The following is a 20,291-nucleotide window of genomic DNA, read 5'->3' on the forward strand; positions in this document are numbered from 1 at the left end:
TCAGAACTTCTTCTGGATCTCGAAGCGGAACTGACGGCCCCGGGCGCTGTGCAATGCACCGTCGAAACCGAACAATTCGTCAGACAGCGGCGGTTCCTCATCAAAGATGTTGTTGAACCCGAATTTTAGCCGCGTTCCATCCAGCGCAGTATCATTGTTGATCGTGTAGCTGATCGAGGCATTCATGGTGAACCAGTCATCGACCCGGTAGAAGGCGCCGGTATCATCCTGAACGGCACCGACATCGAATATCTTGCCGACATAACGGCCAAACAGGTTGACCGAGACCGGACCCGACCGCCAGTTCAGCGATCCGCTGAGCCGCCATTTCGGCCGACCATCCAGTTCGAGCTGCTCGCCAAAGCCTTCCGGCCGCAAGGTTGCGATACTGCCAGCCGAAACCTCCGGAATCGCCGCCAGCAGATCGGGCAGTTCGGTAAGCAGCGGCAGGCCGTCCGCGCCAGGCGTCTGGTAAATACTCTTCAGTCGCGCGGCGTTCAGGGTGAGCTTGAATTTGCCGAGGCCGAAGTCCGGCACGGTATAGAATACGCCGAAATCAAAGCCTTTGCTGACTCTGGAATCCAGATTGCGATACGGGTTCAAGATCTCGATAATATCACCGGCCGGCAGAATGCCGGTTCCGGCGTACAGGTCGAGTTGATCAGCATCTGGATCAGCGCGCACGACATTCGGATTGCTCCGGCCTTGCAGACGCTCGACCAAATCCAGGTACAGGGCGTTCTGGGCACCAAAAATGCCGACTATGCCGGTTTGTTTGACGCGCCAATAGTCAGCCGTCAGCGTTAGCCCGGGAATGAAAGCTGGGGAAACGACGACACCAAAATTGATACTCTGGCTCTTCTCCGGCTCAAGATCGTCGCCGGTCCGATAGTCGACAACCGATCGGGTGCCGCAATCTCCAGCATCCGTTTCGATGCCCTTGATAAGCTCGGCAACACATTCCACTGCCGGCCGTTCGGAGTTCGAACGGGTCGTGCCGGTATCATTGACCTGGATCAGGTTCGGAGCCCGGAATCCTCGCGACCATGCACCGCGCAGGATCACACCTGAAAAGGGCGTCCACGCAGCGGCGGCCCGGGGAACGAACGTGCTGCTGGTATCCGAGAAGCTTTCAAAACGGCCGGCCAGCTGCAGGTTCAACGAATGGACCAGCGGAATTTCCATGTCCTCCGATATCAGGGGCACGAATGTTTCGACAAAGGCCGAATATACTTCGCGGTTACCGCTGGTATCCGGCGTCGGGCTGCTGCCGACCACGTCGCTGCCGTTGGTTGCGCCATTGACGGCATTGGTAAAGGTTATCGTTCCGTCCAGTCTGGGATCGCGATCATCCAGAAAAGTCTCCCGGCGGAACTCTATCCCGCCAGCCAAGCCGACATCACCCGCTGGCAGGGTGAAGATATCGGGTCTGGAGACCTTGAAATCGGCGAGCGCCAATGTCGTCTCGCCCTTGCGGAACACGTCAATGGAAATATCTTCCAGAACCTGGGCGTTGCTCGGGGTACAATCGCCGACATTTACATTATCGAGACAGCCCCCGTTGAACGGATTATATGCGGTCGCGTCATTGCGGTTGATCGCATCCTGCAACAGGCTGCTGGATATCCGGTTGTGGGCCAGATCGGTGGTATTGGCCTGCGAATAGAGAAAGCCGGTATCAAAATCCCAGCCCCACAAGTCACCTTTCAGGCCTGCGACCACACGATAGGTGTTTTTTGACACCGTGATGCTGCGCGGCCCCGCGTCGATTACACGATAATTTTCCAGCAACAGGTCGCGACCGGAATCGCTCACTCCGGACCCAAGTCCGTCAAGCCGGTTCGGGTTGGGAGACCCGTCGAGCAATGTCGTGGCGCCCAGAGGATTATAATAGGCCGATGACAGAACGCCCAGCGGCACGGCTGACAGTGGGCCACTTTGTTCACGAACGCGCGTCGACTTCGATCGATAGAACGACCCTTCGGCGTAAAATTCAACGGCATCGCTCAGTTCGTGGTTGAAGAGCGCGGAGATATTGTAGCGGTCTTTCTCGGAATAGAGGCTCCGGTCCGTGTTTGAATCATATCGGAGATCGGAATCCACGCTGGATCCGTTATCTGCGCAAAGGCCGTTGCCAAGTTCGACAGATCGCGTGTCGCCTGCCGTCAGGAAGCTGCATGGCTGGATGTGAAAATCGTCATCGCGTATGGCCCAGATATTGCTGGAAGTCGCACCCGATCCTTGAATGTCGAATGTCGCCCAGGGGGTATCCGAGGTTCTGTTATGGAAATTGGCGTCGCCTTCGAATTCCGTACCTTCGACGAACGGACGGAGATCGCTGCTCGCAGAATAGTCGCGCATCGAAGTCGGCGCGCCATTTTCATGATAATAATAGCCGTAAAGCGTCAGATTGCTGCGGCCTTCGTTGAAATCGAAGCCATAGCCGCCACGAATGCTCGAATTGTAAAGGCTCGTCCCCATGGACGCGGCATAGTTCGCGCGCAGGAACCCGCCGTCCAGATTGTCTTTCAGGATCGTGTTCACCACACCGGCAACGGCGTCAGCGCCGTAGAGCGCGGAGGCACCGTCCCGCAGGACTTCGATGCGGCGGACGGCACCGGGTGCGATTTCGTTCGTGTCCGACGATACGACCGGAACGAACAATTCGGTCTGGAAACCGGGATTGAGAACCATCCGGCGACCGTTGATCAGAAGCAGTGTGTTGCCCGTGCCCAATCCGCGCAAATTGATCGACGCAATGTCGCCGCGCGCAGCGTTCGGGCTGTTCGACTGGCTGCTCTGATCGTTGAACTCGACCGTACCGGCTTGCGGTATGGCCCGGAAAAGATCATCGCCCGAATCCGCACCCGTGGCTTCGATTGCCACTTCATCAAGCACCGTTACCGGCAGGATATCATCGATTTTCGCGCCCTTGATCTGCGAGCCGGTGACTACGATCACATTTTCATCGATTGCAACATCCTGTGCCGCCGCATCCTGCGCCGCTATTTCTTGCGCGAATGCGGTGCCCGTCCCCGTCGCGAATAAAGCTGTTGTGCACATTAACGCACAGATTCGTGTTCTTGATTGTGACATTTCTGCCTCCCTGTTTCGGCGACCCCGGCCGTTTTTACTTGTCTATGGATTACTGATTTTTCCAGTTGCCCCGGCATGTTGTCGCATAAACGCAACCGCATTGGCAACGCCGGGGACCCGACATTTTGGGGCCAAAGTTATAGACCAAGGCTATGCCTTGGCCATCACCGTAATCCGGGATTTCCGCTGTAAGTCTTTCAATTTCCGGTGGAAGACATCTTTTCGATAACTTCGGAAAGCGCAGAGAGGCAGCTTTCTATGAGTTCGGGCTGCTGGCTATCCTTGTGGCTCACAGCGCACACCGGAAGAACCAGCGGGTCGACAAAATGATGCTTGGTCAGGTCATCCACCCAGGAACTGGCCGCTGTATACTGATCGACGACAGATATGCCGACGCCCTTGCCGACCAGCGACAGAGCGATGTGGTAGGTATGCGCTGTAACGACTTCATGCGGGAGGATTTCGCGCTCAGCCATGGATTTGGATAATAGAACGCCCGCCGGGCCACTATCCTGCAGACCAATGAAATCGGCCTGATGCAGAAAGCCGAGGTCTACCTTCCCTTCAGGAATGCCCTCATAACCGGAGGGTGCAACCAGCAGCAATTCTGCATTACCAAGCTGTTGACTGGCGAGCCGCTCGTCGGCTTCATTGCCGAAGCCGATACAGATATCGCACCGTTTTTCCAGCAACGACAGATTCATTTCGCTGGAATGCAGGGTCGTTACTTCAAAGCTCATCTCCGGGTCGGCCAGGCGCATGGCCGCTATGCACTCGGGCAACAGATCGAGACTGAGCGAGGGCAGAACTCCAAAGCGGATATGCCCGCCTTTACGCTTTCTGATATTCCGGGTGGTCCGGTCGAATGCGCTGATCCGGTTGTAGATGTCCTCGATTTCCACGAACAGTTCATCGGCGGCGGGCGTCGCAAACAACCGGCCCTTTTCCCGTCTGAACAGGGCAAATCCAAGCTGATCTTCCGCATAGCGGAGCACCTTGCTTACCGAAGGCTGCGACACATGCAATTCGCGCGCTGCGCTGCTGATCGAACCCTCTCGATAGACGTGATAAAATATTTCAATCTGTCGTAACCGCATAGCCTGTCATGCCATTGGAAAAAGCGATTGGCAAACGGAGACGGCAAGATCGGCCGATCTGGACATTCCCGGCAGGCCGGCTCTGCCAGGGGGCGATTTTCACCGGACTGGAGCATGTTGCGGAACGCAGAGCTACGGGAGCGACAGCCTGCATCGGGTGGTTGCGGAGGATATCCTCAAGTCACCGCCCGCACAATCGGCCATCAGTCTTCGAACGTGAAGCGCAGCCCGAGGCGGCCGACAAATCCGTCAAAATCGCGCACCGGAATATTCGAAGCATTGCTGACATATCCGGCTTCGGCAAATATTGAGACCCGGTCCCATGCCTGATAGTCCAGACCGGCGGTTGCGCGTATATGGGTGTCGGAACGGTTTACCGGATATAGTTGAGAGAAATCATCCTCGTAATCGCGCTGCACGACAGAAATGCGGGCGAGTCCGGTCAGCTTTTCCGCCAGCGGCGTGCTACCGACAAGGCGGAAACCGTAACCGGTATAGCTGAAGCGATTGTCATCTGCGTCATGTTTCAACCCGAGCAGCGAGAGGTTGACGGACGTCGGGCCGCCCTCCGGACGCCAGTTGTGGCGCAATTCGGCCAACCATTCGGATTGATCAAATCCGGTGAAGCGGTCCTCGGACTGGTTGCGGAAACCAAAGCGCAGGCGCGCCGTGGTCACATGTTCCTTCGAGTGACGATGGATCAGTTGCGCCTCTGCCCGCGGACGGTCGAACACGCGTCCGTCTTCGCCCAGAACATATTGATATTCGGCGCCGAGGCGCAATTTGGTAGCCTCGTTTTCGTCCAGCGGGAAGTCGGCGCGAATTCCTGGTCCGAATGCATAGCGATTAAACCGGCTGTCTTCGGGATAGAGAGCCATGTCTGCGCCAAAGTCCAGCAGCAACGGGCCCAGATCATAGCCCAGCCGGACGTCACTCTCGAAGGCACCGGCGATGCGATCCTGGTCGATCCCGTTTTCGATGATATCGGCCGGCACAACGTCCTGTCCGGCCGCCACTTCTGCGGTGACAAAAAAACCGTCGTCTTTTGCGATGGCTGCACTGCTGGCAGAGGCTGCGATGGCGTATGTGATAATCTGCAATGATCTTTTCATGGGCTTGCGTCACTTTGCGTCGAGAGAGAAGGTTGCCGGAAAGACTTGGCTCTCCGGTTGATCGGAATGGTCAGAACGGATTCGAGCGTGAACCAGGCGCGCATGGCCCGGAACAAGATATATTCCGGCAGCCCCAGAAGCGCAGCGGGCCTGCCGTTGATCAGGATTGCGGCCACGGCCACCAGCATCGGAGCGCCGATCAGCACGGCAGCAATGGCCTGCCAGACCAACGGACTGGTCGGGTCTGTATCGGTGAAAAACTGGAAGATACCGAATAGCAAAATCGGCACCATCATCGCCCGCCGGGCAGAATTCAGCAGCATATAGGGCAGGACGAGCTTCCCGCGGATCGTCATCGATGACGATGTAATAATATCCTGGCAGCGCGAGGAAACATGATAGACGGACCGGAACCAGCGCAGTCGCTGCTCGCGCAGATGAGCAAAACTTGTCGGAACTTCCGAAACATAGCGCACCCGGTGGTCGACAATCGCCCGATAGCCCATTTCGCCGATCCGAAGCGACATGTCGGTATCTTCACCGTTCATGCCCGACGCGAACTCGCCGACGCTTTTCAGCGGCCCCGTTCGATAGACCGCGAACATGCCCGGCACGCCGACAAGGCCCCACAGCGCGCTGAGCGCCGGGGAATAATAGCCGTGCTTCACCAGCACCTCTACCAGCCGGGCGCGATCGAACATCGCGCCGCCCGGTGGCAAGGGTATGCCACCGACCACACCGATTTCCTCGTCGGAGAAATTCTGTACGGCGAGAGTGATATTGTCCGGCGCGATCAGCGTGTCGGCATCGATACGGATGGTGATCGGGTGGCTGGCCTCCATGATCCCGCGATTGAGAGCATGGGCTTTGCCGCTCTGCGCAACGTGAATGATCCGTCCCTGCAAAGCGGTCGCTTCGTCCATCGCCTGCCGCGCTATCGTTTCCGTATCATCGGTCGAGCCATTGTCGAGAATGATGAGCTCGACGGTTTCGCCATAATGCTGGGCCGCCTTGTCGATGTGGCGGATGGTCTCTGCGATGATATAGCGTTCGTTGAAGGCTGGCACTATGATGCTGACCGGGGCGCGGAAATCATCTTTGGCGTCCAGCCGCCGCTCGATCAGGCTGATCAGGTAGAGCTGAAGAAACAGCAGTGGCAGAAACAGCAGAACGCCGGGCCCGATCCCGCCCAGCAGGGTGATGTCCCGCAATCCTTCCACCACGGCAAAGTCGGAATAGCCGACAAAACCTGAAAGGGAGGCCGCAATCACCGCGGTGGATGCAAGACGCAAGACCGGTCGGAGATTTTTCTGCTCGCCGATATCCATGTCCACTTTTTCCGGCATCGACCCGCGTTCCAGCAGCATCAGCGAAAACAGGCCGAAGCCGATCAAACCGGCGATGATCTGGACGACCGCCAACGCATAGGGATCACCGACAAGCGACAGGAAAATCGTGTTCAGCAGGTCGAGCAAGCAGCAGATCAGGAGAAAACGCAGCACCAGATCAAAGGCGAACAATAGCCGCGCAATCGCTGATCCGCTGCCGAAACAGGCGAAAGCGATATAGAAGGAGACGATGTAGGTGCGGATGGCGATGGAATGCTGCCCGGCATAGGGCGCGAAAATATAATCCCGCTGGGGAAAGAGCCAGTCGAATTCTCCTGTGCCGAAGGCCCACAGCTGGAGCAATGCCAGCAGGCAAAATGTGAGCAGCATTGCCGGCACGCGCAGCGGCGATACCGACGCAGCCAGCCCGCGCGGGCGGCTGTCGACCGATCCATATTGTGCCTCTCGCCGGGAATCACTGGTCAGCGGGGTGGTCAACCATCATTTCCCGCCGGACCGGATGCTCCGCCATCTCCGGATATTGACACGAGCAATGCCACAGCCGAACTGGAAAGCGTCACGATTTCGCCGACCGGCCGAGCGACGACCCCGCCATTGCGATCCGGTGATTTGTAGACGATCCAGTCACTGGGCTGCACACCTTCTTTTGCGATTGCAGCAACAATGTCGCCGCTGACAACGCGGATTTTCGCTGCTGTGCTACCGGTAACGAAGGACAGGCCACGCGGGTCCAGTTGCCCCAGCAATTGGGCGGCGGCCTGGGCGTCGACTGCAGTTTCTATCTTGCCAAGCAGAGCGACCGTATCGACAGCCGATAGTTTCGCCCGCAGCAGGGAAAGACTGTCCGACGCGCGCTGCCCTCCCCCTTTCAACACGGTGTCGGGCAGCAGCTCGGCAATTGACTGCGTATCGGTTCCGCATCGGTTAAGATTGCTGTCGCCGGAGGCCAGCAATATTTCCACCTTGTTATCAGCCTGATGCAGACCGGCCGGGAGCGGTATCGATTGGCTGACGCGTTCCGTCTGGGATGACAGACGCCGCGAGAAGAGCAAATGATCGTTGAGAGCGACGGTAAGGTCATAGCTCGTATCATTGCCCGTCGGCCCTACAACGAGACGCATGTCCAGAGCCGATGGCAATATCTGGTTGGGCAGATCGGTGACACTATAATGATAGCGCCAGCTGGTCTGCCGGTCGAATTTGCGCATGCCGCGATTGATATTTTTGCCGGTGAACGGGATGGGATAGGCGGGCTGGATAAAGACATCGCTATAGGGCTTTGCTTCGCCGGAAAGTTTTGTCAGAGCGACGCTATCAAGACCATTGGGACCGAAGTGAAGCAAATAGCCCTTCTGCACCAGCCGGGCACCGTGCACCAACGATATCAGCGCCTCTTCATTGCTGTTGCGTGCATTCCATGAAACCGGAACCCGGCCACCCCAAAGGGCGAGACGGTCGCTCGTCGTTTCAACCGGCTTGGCGAGTTCCAGACGCAATCCGCTTTGTGGCTTTATCTCGACCACGGCGGCGATGGAATCATTGGGAGAGCATTGGGCGATCTCCCCACGGCCCTGCAAGCTCAACCCGACGTCGAGCGTACCACTCGACAGCTCGCTTGCAGTCAACTCGATCTCGGCTTTCTGCTGGCCCTTGCTCTGGTTCAAAAGAATATCAGCGCGTTTGACCCCGTTGATCGAGACGCGCAGAACGCCTTCGACGCCTTCGGTGACACGGCTGGAATATACCAGTTCATACCGGCCGCTGACCGGTCGGGCATCGTTCGGCAAATGAAAGACCAGCCCGGTATAGGATGGAAGTCCGCTGAGAATGAGCGGCGTGTCAGAGTCCTGTCCCGTCGTGAACACGCTGGTCCCACTGATATCAGAACCCAGACCCGCCGCACCTTCATAGTCGGAAAATTGCTGCTGTTCGCCACCGCTGAGCTTGGTCCAGCCTGATTTGAAGGCACCGCCCTGCCCCAACAGGACAAGAACTCCCGCAAGTACAAACGCCAGCAATCCTACGCCTATGAGTCTCATTACATTCTTCTTTTCATTTGATCGTTATGCGGCTTGCTGGCTTTGCTGCTCAATCGCCGACTCATATTCGCTTTCTTCGGCATCCACGCCCAGCGCCTGCGACCGGTCTTCATTCCACGCCGTACGGGCAGGAATTTTGTCGAGATTGATCCGGTCTTTGTAGCGCGACGATATTTCTATCGTATCGTCGAGCAGACCTGCCGCGAGCAAAATCGGGTCGAGGCCCAGAGCGCGCAAATGCCGGTTGCTGACGTTCAGGTCATTTTCTTCCGCTTCCTTGCGCGGGTTCGGAACATAGGCAATTTCAGCGCCGGTGATCGACGAAACCAGTTGCGCCAGTTCCTTGACCCGCAAGGTTTCAGCAACCTGGTTAAGGATCTTGACCGGGCTGCCGGCTGCCGGCGGATTATTGACCGCCAGTTCGACACAGCGAACCGTATCCTGAATATTGATGAACGCGCGCGTCTGGCCGCCCGTACCATGGACCGTCAGGGGATGGCCGACTGCGGATTCCACCAGAAAGCGGTTCAGCACCGTGCCATATTCACCATCATAGTCAAACCGGTTGACCAGCGCCGGGTGGCGACGGGTCTGGTCGGTCTGGGTACCCCAGACAATGCCCTGATGCAGGTCGGTGATGCGCATCTTGTCGTTATTGGCATAAAATTGGAACAACAGCTGATCGAGCGATTTGGTCAGATGATAGACGCTGCCCGGATTTGTCGGATACAGTATATCGCGCTTGTGACGCTGGCCCTGATCATCGGTGACTTCAACCGGCAGATAGCCTTCGGGCAATTCGAAACCCGCACCGGAATAACCATATACACCCATGGTACCAAGGTGCACCAGATGGGTTTCCAGTCCCAGATCATTTAATGCCACCAGAACATTGTGGGTCGCCGAAAGATTATTGTCTACGGTATAGCGTTTTTCCTTGGCGCCGCGCATCGAATAAGGTGCAGCGCGTTGCTCGGCAAAATGGACAATAGTATCCGGCCGCAGTTCCGCGAGAAAATCACAAAATTCCTGATATTCCTTGGCAATATCGATAACGGCATAGTCGATCCGGTTGCCGGAGACTTCCTGCCATGCCTCGACCCGGACGTCGATCGGTTCGATCGGGGTGAGGCTGCGGATGCCAAGTTCAAGGTCGATACGTCGACGCGACAGGTTATCCACGATGGTGACATCATGACCCAAGGAGGACAGATGCAATGCGGTTGGCCAACCACAGAATCCGTCTCCGCCAAGCACAAGTATTTTTTTGCCGTTCATAAGATAAGGCCCTATTCTTCAAATATTATTGTTCAATCGGGCTAGCATCCCGGCCAGTTACTACTGGAGCGCAACAACTCTCTGCGCACGGTTGAACTGCAGATTTCCGCGCGGTCTAACAAGGGCAAATTACATTCTGTTAGACTTGTTTACATTTGGCGATTGCAGTGTCAGAATAAAATAATTCAACAATTGGCCGGCTAAGCTACTGTAAACTTCCTACAATTTCTTGAGAATCAATTGCAGTTGACTTCTTGCGACCGGATCAGCTTAACCTTGGGCATGCGTCGAGATACCTCACCATTGGAGCCGTTTTTCACACGAAGGGATATTATGCGCGGCGCCGTCGGTGCGGGATTCGCCCTCGGTAGCCCGTGTCCGCTTCTGGCGGCACCCCGACCGGATGGCTCGCTGGCTGCTATCGCTGCGAGCCGCGGTCTTTCCTTCGGCAGCGCGGTATCGGCACGGTGGCTGGACCACGACAAATTCGCCGGCCTCATTGCTCGCGAATGCGATACCATAACTACCGAGAACAGCCTGAAATGGAAATATCTGGAACCCGACCGGAACATTCGTGAGGACCTGCCGGCAAAGGCTTTGGCGGAATTCGCGCGGCATCGGGACCTGGATACGCGCGGCCATTGCTTCATATGGAACCATGACGAACGCATGCCGGCATGGCTCGTCGAAATGACCGATGGATTGCGCCGCGGTCGGTCGCGACCATTGACCAGACACATGTGGCGGCACGCGGCTTATCTTGGCCGGACATATCCTGATATCACATCCTGGGATGTCGTGAACGAGGCTATCAATCCGCGCAACGGAAAGATCCGCCATTCTGCGTTGAACCGGCTGATGGGGGAACGCTTCATCGACCTGGCTTTCAGAATCATGAAAAGAAAAGCGCCAAGGGCTCAGCTGGTTTACAATGACACGATCAGTTGGGAAGCTTCATCTTTGCATCGCGATGCGCTGTTGCGACTGCTGGAACGATTGTTGGCGCGTAACGTTCCGGTCGATGCGCTGGGTATCCAGAGCCACCTCGGCAATACGCTAGGCAGGCCAAGGGACGAGATTGGCTGGCGGCTGTTTCTGCAGGAAATAGAGGCTATGGGTCTGGATATCATCCTGACCGAACTCGATTGCAGCGACCGCAACATAGACGATCCGGATCCCGGGCGACGCGATGCGGAGACCGCCGCCTTCACCAGAGGCTATCTCGATCTCACGCTCGATTTTGCCAATGTGAAGCAAATCATAACTTGGTCACTGGCCGATGGTGTCAGCTATATGAACCGGCCGGGCTATCCGGCCTATAAAAGGCGCGCCGACGGCCTGGCCTTGCGGGGTCATCCCTATGACGACCGCTTGAGACCGAAAAAAATGCACCGGGCCATAGCGAAAGCGCTGCGGTCGGCTCCGCAGCGGTGACGGCCCATCCATCAGATTTTCTGCAGCACAGCTAATCCGCTATCCGGCGCAGAAGAAATCAATTGCTCAGCCGGCCGTTAGGATAGAGGATCTGCTTTGCCTTGATCCTGGCATATCGACTTGCCGCCATCTACGCCTGTCCCGCCCAATTCTCTCTGCACGCATTTCTCGAACAATATCTGCTCGCGGGACGGGTTGTCGTTGGCGACGCGGATGGAGTGGCAGCCACCCTGTGCTGCCCTTCGGCCAACCGTCACATTGAGTGTGCTGAGCAACATCTGGCGCTTATCTTTGCACGCGGCCAGATCCATCGCCGGACATGAGCTTCTCGGCTTCCGGCACCGTGACCCGGTTGAAATCACCGAGAATGGAATGTTTCAGGCAGCTTGCCGCCACCGCGAACTCGAGCGACTGTTGCTTGTCGTCATAGGCGTTGAGGCCATAGATCAATGCAGAAGCAAAGCTGTCACCGCCGCCAACCCGGTCGACGATATCTGTCAGTTCATAGTGGCGCGACAATTTGAAACCCTGTTCCCGGTCACGCAGGCAGGCGGACCAGCCGTTGCGATCGGCGCTGTGGCTTTCCCTGAGCGTGATCGCGATGGTTGCCATGTCGGGATATAATTCCAGCACCTTGTCCGAAAGCGCTTCATATTTACTGGTATCGAGTTCGCCGGTTTCGACATCGACGTCGACGCTGATGCCGAGCGATTTCTGGCAATCCTCTTCATTGGCAATGCCGACATCGACATATTTGACCAGTTCGCTCATTACTTCTGGCGCGCTCTTGCCATATTTCCAGAGCTTGCCGCGGAAATTGAAATCGCAGGACACCGTCACACCTGCCTGTTTTGCCGCCTTCACGCATTCGATGCTGAGATCAGCCGAATCCTGCGTCAGCGCCGGCGTGATGCCAGTGATGTGCAACCATTTCGCGCCGGCAAAAATGCTCGCCCAGTCGAAATCGCCGATCTTGCACTCGCTGATTGACGAATGGGCCCGGTCGTAGATAACCTTGGAGGGCCGCTGGTTGGCACCGGTTTCGAGGAAGTAAATTCCAACCCGGTCGCCGGAGCGCCGAATGTTGGAGGTATCCACGCCGAAACGCTTGAGCTCGCCAATCGCCGAAGCGCCGACATCATTGTCCGGGAGCGCCGAAACGAAGCCTGATGACAGACCATAGTTGCTCAGCGCGACGGCCACATTGGCCTCGCCGCCGCCGAATGTTGCCTCGAACGCGGGCGACTGGAAAAACCGCTCGTGCCCCGGCGTCTTCAACCGCAGCATGATTTCACCAAATGACAAATATTCCGCCATATTCAAAATCCTTATGATCTGGCGGCGCTTGCGAGAGCAACAGCTTCGCCCGCCAGCCTGGTTATTGCATCGTAATCGCCCGCTTCGATCGCCGCTTTGGGCGTGAGCCAGCTCCCGCCGCAGGCAACAACGGAAGGCACGGCCAGAAATTCACCGAGATTGTCTGCGGACACGCCGCCGGTCGGCATGAAACGCATATCGCGAAAGACCGAACTCAAGGCCTTGAGCATCGGCACGCCGCCCGCCAGCTTGGCCGGAAAGAATTTCACCGTCCGCAAACCCAAAGCATAAGCGCGCTGCACTTCGCCAGCCGTCATTGTACCGCCATAGAATGGCAAGTCCCGATCGAGACAGAAACGCGCCACATCGTCGACAAGGCCGGGCGAAACGACAAACTGCGCCCCCCGATCCGCGACCGCTTTTGCATGATCCACCGTCAACACCGTGCCGGCGCCAACAACGATATCCGAAGTCTCCGATATAATCGCCGACATGCACTCTAGTGCGGCATCGGTGCGCAGGACAACTTCGACCACATCAAGGCCGCCCGCCTGCAGTGCCTTGGCCGTCGCCACCGCGACCGCCGGGTCACTGGCCTCGATCAGGGGCACCACCGGCGCAGCGGCAAATTTCGCCTCTAGTAGTTTGTCCATATCACTGGTCATTTCATGCTCGCAATTCTGGAGATCAGGAGAAAAATGTCCCGCCGTTGAGGTCGATATTGGCGCCGGTAATGAAGCTGCTGTCATCCGACACCAGATTGGCCACCGTACGCGCAACCTCTGCCGTATTGCCCTGGCGGCGGAGCGGCGTACCGGCGGCAACAGCGCTGCGCACCTCGTCCTTGGTAAACGTATCGTGGAAGGCGGTGGCGATCATACCGGGGCACAGCGAATTGACGCGGATGCCTTTGGGTCCGAGTTCCTTGGCCATCGCCCGGGTGAAGGTCATCACCGCGCCTTTTGACGTGCCATAGGCCGCCGCGCCGGGGCCGCCGCCATCACGGCCGGCTTGCGAAGCGAAGTTCAATATGGCGCTTCCCTCGGGCATATGGGGCGCGACCGCCTGGGTCATCATGAACGTCGACGTGACGTTCAATTGCATGACTTGGTTGAAAAATTCTTCGTCCATTTCGGCAAGGCCCTTGCGCGCAACCAGCCCGCCAGTGACGTTCACCAGAATGTCGATCGTGTCGCCAAAGGCGGACACCGTTTCCGCGACCAGACGATCAACATCGGCCTGTTTCGTGACATCGGCCTGGACCAGTATCGCGCTGCCGCCTGCCGCCTTGATCGCGTCCAGCGTGGCCTGGCCGTCCGCTTCATTATTGCAGTAATTAACCACGACATTGGCGCCCTCGGCGGCCAGTTTTTCCGAAACGGCGCGGCCGATATCACGGCTGCCGCCAGTTACGATCGCGGTTTTGCCTTTAAATTTGGTCATATTATTTTCCCTGTTTTTCAGATGAGGAGGAGGAGGAAGTGATCAAGAATTTTTTGGTTTCAGAGGTTTGATGTCGGTGCAGAGGACCAGAACAGACAAGACGGTCATGATCGCCAGTCCCGCACCAACCGCAAAGGCCGGTGCATAGCTGTTGACGGTGATGACCGGGATCAGGAAGTTGAGCCCCACCACGGCCAGCTTGGCAGCCGTGCCGGCAAAACCAGCCAGCGAGGCGACGGATTTTCCGCTGTAGAAATCGCTCGGCAATGTCTGGATATTGCCAACCGCCGTCTGGAAACCGAACAAAATGGCCGCCATCAGCAATACCGCTATCAAGGGCGAAGCCGCGACGATGGTCAGCAACAGCGAAACCAGCATGATCAGTCCGCCGAGAGCGATCACCAGTTTGCGCGTCTTGTTGACGGTCCAGCCCGATTTTATCAGCCGCCCGGCCAGGATTCCGCCGAACCACGCGCCGAACATCGCGCCGACATAGGGCACCCAGGCATAGGTGGCGATTTCCTCGACACCGAAGCCATAGGTTTCAAACAGATAGAGCGGCAGCCAGCCGACAAACAGCCACCAGATCGGATCGAGGAAAAAGGATGCCATGATGACGCCCCAGCTTTCCTTGCGCGAGAGAATTTCGCCAGAATTGGGCGCGTAGGTGGCGGCCTCGTTGGTTTCGGCATTCTTCTGGCCGGTCAGGATATATTGCCGCTCGTCTTCCGTCAGCCAGGGATGGCTTTCAGGGCCGGACTTGTAAATGATCAGCCATGGCACGAGCCAGAGGAAACCGAGCGCGCCGACGGCGATGAAAGTCGCTTGCCAGCTGCCCAGAAAAACAAAGAGAATCCCGATAATCGGGGCGGAAATGATGCCGCCAATCGCCGCGCCGGAATTGAAAACACCCTGCGCCAGTGCACGTTCGTTGATCGGGAACCACTCGGCATTGGCCTTGGTCGCACCCGGCCAGTTACCCGCCTCGGACAGGCCGAGAAGCCCCCGAAACACAGCGAAGCTCATCAAGCCGGTTGCAGCGGCGTGCAACATCGTCGCCGCCGACCATACGACGATCGACAGCACGAAGCCGAGACGCGTGCCGATCCAGTCGAATATCTTGCCAAACAGCGTCTGCCCGAAAGCATAGGCAAAAGTGAATACGTTCAATATGATTGCATAGTCGGTCTTGGTAAGGCCGATATCTTCGGAAATTTCCGGCCACAGAAAGCCGAGCGCGCCGCGATCAATATAGTTGATGATCGTCGCCAGCGCGACGAGACTGACAATGGCCCAGCGGAAATTGCCGACTTTTTTCACAGCGCTCACGATTCATCTTCCCCCGTTGCCAAAAAGTCTTCCCGTACCGGATTGAATATGTCGAGCAGCGAACCGGCCTCGATGCAGCTGATACCGTGATCGGTATCGGGCGATATGATCACACTGTCGCCGACGTCGAGTTCCTGTTCCTCGCCATTCACAAACGAGAGAAACCGGCCCGATTCGATGTAACTGATCTGACCGTGCGGGTGCTGGTGCACGTCGCCGACGGAACCCGCTTCAAACCACAGACGACAAAGCATGAGATCGGGACCATAGCTCAATATCTGGCGCGTAATCCCCTCACCCACGGTTTCCAGCGGAACGTCCGAAGCCTGGACAAATGTCTCGCTGCGGTTTTGCATTGTTGCGGTCATCGCTTTGCCTTTCCAGCTGGCAGATCGATGCGCGCTGCAAATCCGGTCCAGTTCAACATTTGATCACCAAGCTTCACCGAATGCTTCTTTTCGGCATCAGAATCGTAGGACACAACAAGAGCGATCTTCTTGCCGTCCAATTTTTCCACGATGACGATGTCAGAACCATTGACGCTTTCATGGCTGAGTGATTTTATCAGGCTGTCGCTGCCAACCGTCTGCTCCGCCGCCCCGTCATAGCGCCCGTGGGATTCCAATATGCTAACAAAGGTCGTATTTTGCGCGTTCCTGATCCGCTGGATGACCATCGGCTCGCGGCGCAGATTGAACCTGGGGTCATTGGCGCCGATTTCCGCCAGAATCGCTTCCGCACCCCGCTGTGGTACAAATCGATAGGTGTAGAAGCGTCCATCGAGAAGGGTCGTAACGAAACCATTTTGCCCCTGCGGCTTGCCGACGGCATCGACCCAGATATGCTGATAGCCGTTGCCGGTTCCCAGCACCGGCCGCGCCGCGATATGGGATTCGGTGTCAAAGCCGACCCGCATGATATGCCCCTGATAATGCAGCGGCAGGTCGTACTGATGCGGGCTGTCGGACTGCACGCGCACGATGTCCAGAGCGAGCGGCGCAGATAGGCCGTCGACCGAGAATAGCGCCAATGTCCGGGTGAAGCGGGTGTCGGGATAGGCGCCCTCAATCACGGCGGAGCTGATTTGCGCGCCCTCAGCTTTAGAAAAATAAAGCTGCTTTGGCGCAATGGTATCCGCAACCTTCACATCGCCATCGAAATGGCTTTTTTCGTCGACGATCAGCGTATTGTGGGCAATGGTCTGCTTCGCCCAGCTTTCATTCTCCGGCAGATAACGGCCGCCGTCCTTGGCCTCGATATTCAGGAAACGCGCGGCGCCATAGTCGCTGACAATCTCGTTGCCATTGTCATAATATTGCCAGCTCAGCTTATCGAAATGACCGTGTCCCATGCCTTGCGAGCTATTCTTGGCAACCAGTGCCTGACCGCTTGTACTATCGCCTTCGCGCAGGATAGCGACCGCGCCCTGTTCGCCTTCGGGTCCATCACTCAACAGCAGCGATTTGAAGGGGAAGGGGCCAGCCTTGCCGGCGGCCAGATCATCGGCAACCAGCTTGCCGTCATCGGTCAGCACCGTGCGCCCCTGCCACTGCGCGATCGACAGCAGTCCCGGATCGCGTGTCTTGCGATAGGCAATGGCGACGCCGTGATAAAGTTCGTCGGTTTGAAGGCTTTTGTCCTTGATCGCATCGTTGAACGGGAAGAAATAGCCGTCATAGGTCAGCTGGATCGTGGTGCGCAGCGCCTTCAGCAATATGCCGTCGCGATGCTCGAATATCTTGCGCGCCGGATCGTTCTTTTCGATTACCCCGGCAAAAACCACGAAGGGCTTCAATGCAAAGCGCTGATAATAAGGCCCTTCGGTATAATAGCCGTCGGGGGAAAAGAGCAGTTCGCTCTGCCGCAAAAATCCGGTCTCGCCGCTTTTGTCCAGCCCGAGCAGAGCGATATCGACCAGTTCCTTGTCGCCCAGAACATAGCCCGTCATGCCCACACCGGCCGTGGCCCATGTGGCGTGGTTATGGATCTTGCTGAACGTCACCGCCGAGCCGGTGGAGAGGAATGCGGCTGCCTTGCGGAAGAGATTGTCGTCGATATTCTTGCGGTCGGCCTCTGACAGGCTGTCACGAATGGCTTCATATCCCTGGATGCCGTGCACCATCCACATCGCATCGTTCAGCACCTGCCAGAAAATTCTGCCGGAACTCTGGCTATTCTTGCGTGCCGGATGCTCGTCCAGAGTTGGATAGAGATCGGCATAGGCCAGCAACATGTCGCGGACATAGTCGGCATATTTCTGCTCGCCGGTAATCCGGTAAAGCTGGCCGCCTTCGTAGATCGCCTTGTAATTGCGCTTGTGCTGTTCGTGCGTGTAGCCGCCGCCGGGATCGCTGGGAACGGGAACGACGACACCAGCCGCCATCATCTGATCGACAAAGGTCCGCGCGCGATCCAGTTCGTCTTTGAAAAGCGGGCTGTAATATTGCGCCGCCGCAGCAGAACCGGTCGGGGAGGATTCGACCTGGCCTGCCACGGCGGCAGAAGATGCAGCACTCCATAGTGCGACCGCGATGAGCTTACCCTTCATGGCCGTGCTGCGCCTTCAAATTGATTTCCGGCAAGAATGGCGCGATGTGCGCCCTGATAATTCAGTTCCTCAAGAATGGGTGCCGGCATGTTTCTGGATATATTGTTCGTTATCCGGGTCCGTGGACGTCCGACGGTATGGGTGATCTTGATCGGAGCGGCGTCCTGAAAAACATTGTCGTTGATATCGCTATGCTGGACCCCGTGAAGAACCACGGATGCCCCCGTGACATTATTGCTGCTGCGCCCGACGTTCATGAAGGCGGAACCGGTCAGGGAAAAATGCGGGCCAAATGTACTTTCGTCCCGACCGCCGCGGTAGATGTTGAATATCTCGCCGCCAATATCCTTGAAATTGGAGTTCGCCACGTCGACATATTCGACATTATACTGGCCGTAATCTTCGGCCTCCGCCGCCGCCTGCAAGACAGAACCGGAAATATTGGTAAAATTGCTGTTTCTGATGCTGATCCGATCCGCGAACGAACTCTTGCCCAGTGCGACGACGTGGAAGGACTTGTTTACGTCCAGATTCGCCACCGTAACGCCGTCAAGCTCGATCAGAAAATTGGACTGGATTGGGTAAATCGTAGTCCGGATAACCGCATTGCCAACCGAATCCGGGGCCAATTCACCATCAATAACAAGATTGCTGAGACGCAGACTTCCCCCCTGCCTGATTTCGACTAGCGAGGGCCTGGCGAAGCTGATTCTAGCCACAGCATTTTCCGGTCCCGCGATCGACAGGACCTTGTCCAGCGGCAGTATCTTGTTCACCAGATAGTCGCCGGCGCTCAACATCAGACGATCGCCATCGGAAGTCAGAGCGAATGCCTCGGTCAGCGTGTCTTCGCCCGGTGCCACGGAAATAGACTTTCCCGCACCGAACCGGTCACCTGCCGACGGCTTCGGATACCATTTGACGCCGACCTGATCCCGGGTAACGGGAACCAGATCACGCGAGACGCCCCTATCGGAGCCTTCGGGATAGAGCAGACCGTTTTCCGCCCGGATGAGAGCCGTTTCGCTTTCTGAAATCCCGGCTATCGGCTTCTCGAGCTTGCCATCGACGAGCATGTTTCCGGCGAATGCGATGCCGCTGATATCGTCCTGAACCTTCAAGAATGTACCGGCGCCAGTACCGCCGAGCAAATTGTTCTCGAAACGGCTGTTAACCGGGACTGCGGATCGCTCCGCATCGGCACCCGCCGCGAATGTGATGCGCGTGCTGTCCACAACGCTGTTATTCTCGATTATGGCATTATCGACCTGGACGTAGCGGTTCACGGGCGAATTGGGCACGCCGTTCATCACGGTCAGGGCGCTGGCAAAGCCGGTACCGCGCAGACCTTCCATATAATTGTTCCGGATCGTCTGGTCCCGGTTGATGACCCGGATGCCACCGGTGTGGTCCTTGCCATTGCCGAAGAACACGTTGTTTTCGACCAGATTGCCATCCCCGTGGCGCAGCGTCAGCGTCCCGCTTGATTCAAAAAACATATTGCCCCGGAAAATATTTCGCCCTGCCTTCGACGAGATAATTTCAACTTCGCCATCGCAGCGATCGAAATAATTATTCTCCACGAGAGTGTTGGAATCGAACATTGAATATTTGCTGGTCCCGATGCGCAATGTCTCGCCACCATTCGAACCGAGAACAGGCCGGTGTCCGAAGTAATTATGGTCGATGCGGTGGCCGTTTTCCTGACTGTCCTTGCTATCCAGACGAACCGCCAGGGTCACACCCTTGTTGGTCTTGCCAGCCAAGTGATTATGGTCAAACCGGTTGTTCTTGCCATACATGCCGACCCAGTAATCGGACTCATAGCGATCGGGCTTGCTGAACCCGTCGATCACCACTTCCGTCACACGGCTGTTCCGGGCGAGATCATCCTTCGACCTGCGAAAAGAAATGACTTCGCCGGTCGGGCTGTAGCCGTTCAGGAATACCAATCCGGTGACCAGTATATATTCGCCACCAATCCGCAGATTTGACTGGCCGGTAATTACAACTTTACCCGGATCCTGGGAAATCAAGGTGATGGGCTTTTCTTTAGTACCTTTGCCGGAAATCTTGATTTCGAAATCATGCCATCTGCCGTTGGCGAGGATGATGATATCGCCGGCAACGAGCTTCTTTGCCGCCTCGTTATATTCGTCGATATTTTTAACGAAATATTGTTCGGCCTGCGCGGGGACCGCCATGAGCCAAATACATAAGCCAGCAAGGCAGCGCCCTGTCCACATTCC

The 20,291-nt window shown here is 56.9% G+C and carries 15 protein-coding genes; 1 reads left to right on the forward strand and 14 read right to left on the reverse strand.

The window, feature by feature from the left end; genetic code table 11:
- The 6 genes from CHN51_RS02405 to CHN51_RS02430 all read right to left on the reverse strand — a co-directional run bounded on the left by CHN51_RS02405 (position 1) and on the right by CHN51_RS02430 (position 9,971).
- Complete coding sequence (locus CHN51_RS02405) at positions 1 to 3,063, reverse strand: TonB-dependent receptor (RefSeq protein ID WP_240616836.1); 3,063 nt, start codon at positions 3,061 to 3,063, stop codon at positions 1 to 3.
- Positions 3,064 to 3,293: 230 nt separating this feature from the next.
- Positions 3,294 to 4,193, reverse strand: coding sequence for a LysR family transcriptional regulator (locus CHN51_RS02410; protein WP_100092587.1), 900 nt, complete (start codon positions 4,191 to 4,193; stop codon positions 3,294 to 3,296).
- A 203-nt stretch (positions 4,194 to 4,396) separates the two neighbouring features.
- Positions 4,397 to 5,305, reverse strand: a complete 909-nt coding sequence (locus tag CHN51_RS02415) for a DUF2860 family protein (RefSeq protein WP_123906219.1) — start codon at positions 5,303 to 5,305, stop codon at positions 4,397 to 4,399.
- Positions 5,302 to 7,131 carry a glycosyltransferase gene (locus tag CHN51_RS02420; protein WP_100092589.1) on the reverse strand — a complete coding sequence of 610 codons (1,830 nt, stop codon included), beginning with the start codon at positions 7,129 to 7,131 and terminating at the stop codon, positions 5,302 to 5,304. The genes CHN51_RS02415 and CHN51_RS02420 overlap by 4 nt, the downstream gene beginning before the upstream one ends.
- Positions 7,128 to 8,693, reverse strand: coding sequence for a hypothetical protein (locus CHN51_RS02425; RefSeq protein WP_123906220.1), 1,566 nt, complete (start codon positions 8,691 to 8,693; stop codon positions 7,128 to 7,130). Before CHN51_RS02425 ends, CHN51_RS02420 begins: the two co-directional genes overlap by 4 nt.
- A 24-nt stretch (positions 8,694 to 8,717) precedes the next feature.
- Positions 8,718 to 9,971 carry an NAD-dependent epimerase/dehydratase family protein gene (locus tag CHN51_RS02430; protein WP_100092591.1) on the reverse strand — a complete coding sequence of 418 codons (1,254 nt, stop codon included), beginning with the start codon at positions 9,969 to 9,971 and terminating at the stop codon, positions 8,718 to 8,720.
- A gap of 333 nt (positions 9,972 to 10,304) precedes the next feature.
- Between CHN51_RS02430 and CHN51_RS02435 the strand changes: the two genes are divergently transcribed.
- Complete coding sequence (locus CHN51_RS02435) at positions 10,305 to 11,405, forward strand: endo-1,4-beta-xylanase (protein WP_100092592.1); 1,101 nt, start codon at positions 10,305 to 10,307, stop codon at positions 11,403 to 11,405.
- 77 nt (positions 11,406 to 11,482) lie between these two features.
- On the opposite strand, the gene CHN51_RS02440 is transcribed toward CHN51_RS02435, so the two are convergent.
- From CHN51_RS02440 to CHN51_RS02475, 8 genes are read right to left on the reverse strand one after another with little or no spacing between them, the layout of a single operon-like run.
- Entirely contained in the window at positions 11,483 to 11,683 is a 201-nt protein-coding gene (locus tag CHN51_RS02440) for a hypothetical protein (RefSeq protein ID WP_100092593.1), read from the reverse strand.
- Between the two features lie 7 nt (positions 11,684 to 11,690).
- Entirely contained in the window at positions 11,691 to 12,722 is a 1,032-nt protein-coding gene (locus CHN51_RS02445) for a sugar kinase (protein ID WP_100092594.1), read from the reverse strand.
- An 11-nt stretch (positions 12,723 to 12,733) separates the two neighbouring features.
- Positions 12,734 to 13,375, reverse strand: coding sequence for a bifunctional 4-hydroxy-2-oxoglutarate aldolase/2-dehydro-3-deoxy-phosphogluconate aldolase (gene eda / locus CHN51_RS02450; protein WP_240616837.1), 642 nt, complete (start codon positions 13,373 to 13,375; stop codon positions 12,734 to 12,736).
- 34 nt (positions 13,376 to 13,409) lie between these two features.
- A complete protein-coding gene (locus CHN51_RS02455) occupies positions 13,410 to 14,165 on the reverse strand; it encodes a glucose 1-dehydrogenase (protein WP_100092596.1) in 756 nt (251 codons plus the stop codon).
- A 42-nt stretch (positions 14,166 to 14,207) separates the two neighbouring features.
- Entirely contained in the window at positions 14,208 to 15,494 is a 1,287-nt protein-coding gene (locus CHN51_RS02460) for an MFS transporter (RefSeq protein WP_206169942.1), read from the reverse strand.
- Positions 15,491 to 15,862: a cupin domain-containing protein gene (locus CHN51_RS02465; protein WP_206169950.1), complete on the reverse strand. Its 372-nt coding sequence runs from the start codon at positions 15,860 to 15,862 to the stop codon at positions 15,491 to 15,493. Before CHN51_RS02465 ends, CHN51_RS02460 begins: the two co-directional genes overlap by 4 nt.
- Positions 15,859 to 18,042 (reverse strand): alginate lyase family protein, encoded by a 2,184-nt coding sequence (locus tag CHN51_RS02470; RefSeq protein ID WP_100092597.1) that lies wholly within the window; start codon positions 18,040 to 18,042, stop codon positions 15,859 to 15,861. The genes CHN51_RS02465 and CHN51_RS02470 overlap by 4 nt, the downstream gene beginning before the upstream one ends.
- Positions 18,039 to 20,246: a polysaccharide lyase 6 family protein gene (locus CHN51_RS02475; protein ID WP_164088968.1), complete on the reverse strand. Its 2,208-nt coding sequence runs from the start codon at positions 20,244 to 20,246 to the stop codon at positions 18,039 to 18,041. Before CHN51_RS02475 ends, CHN51_RS02470 begins: the two co-directional genes overlap by 4 nt.
- Positions 20,247 to 20,291 lie beyond the last annotated feature (45 nt).

The organism is Sphingorhabdus sp. YGSMI21 (assembly GCF_002776575.1).
In the GTDB taxonomy this organism is placed as follows: domain Bacteria; phylum Pseudomonadota; class Alphaproteobacteria; order Sphingomonadales; family Sphingomonadaceae; genus Parasphingorhabdus.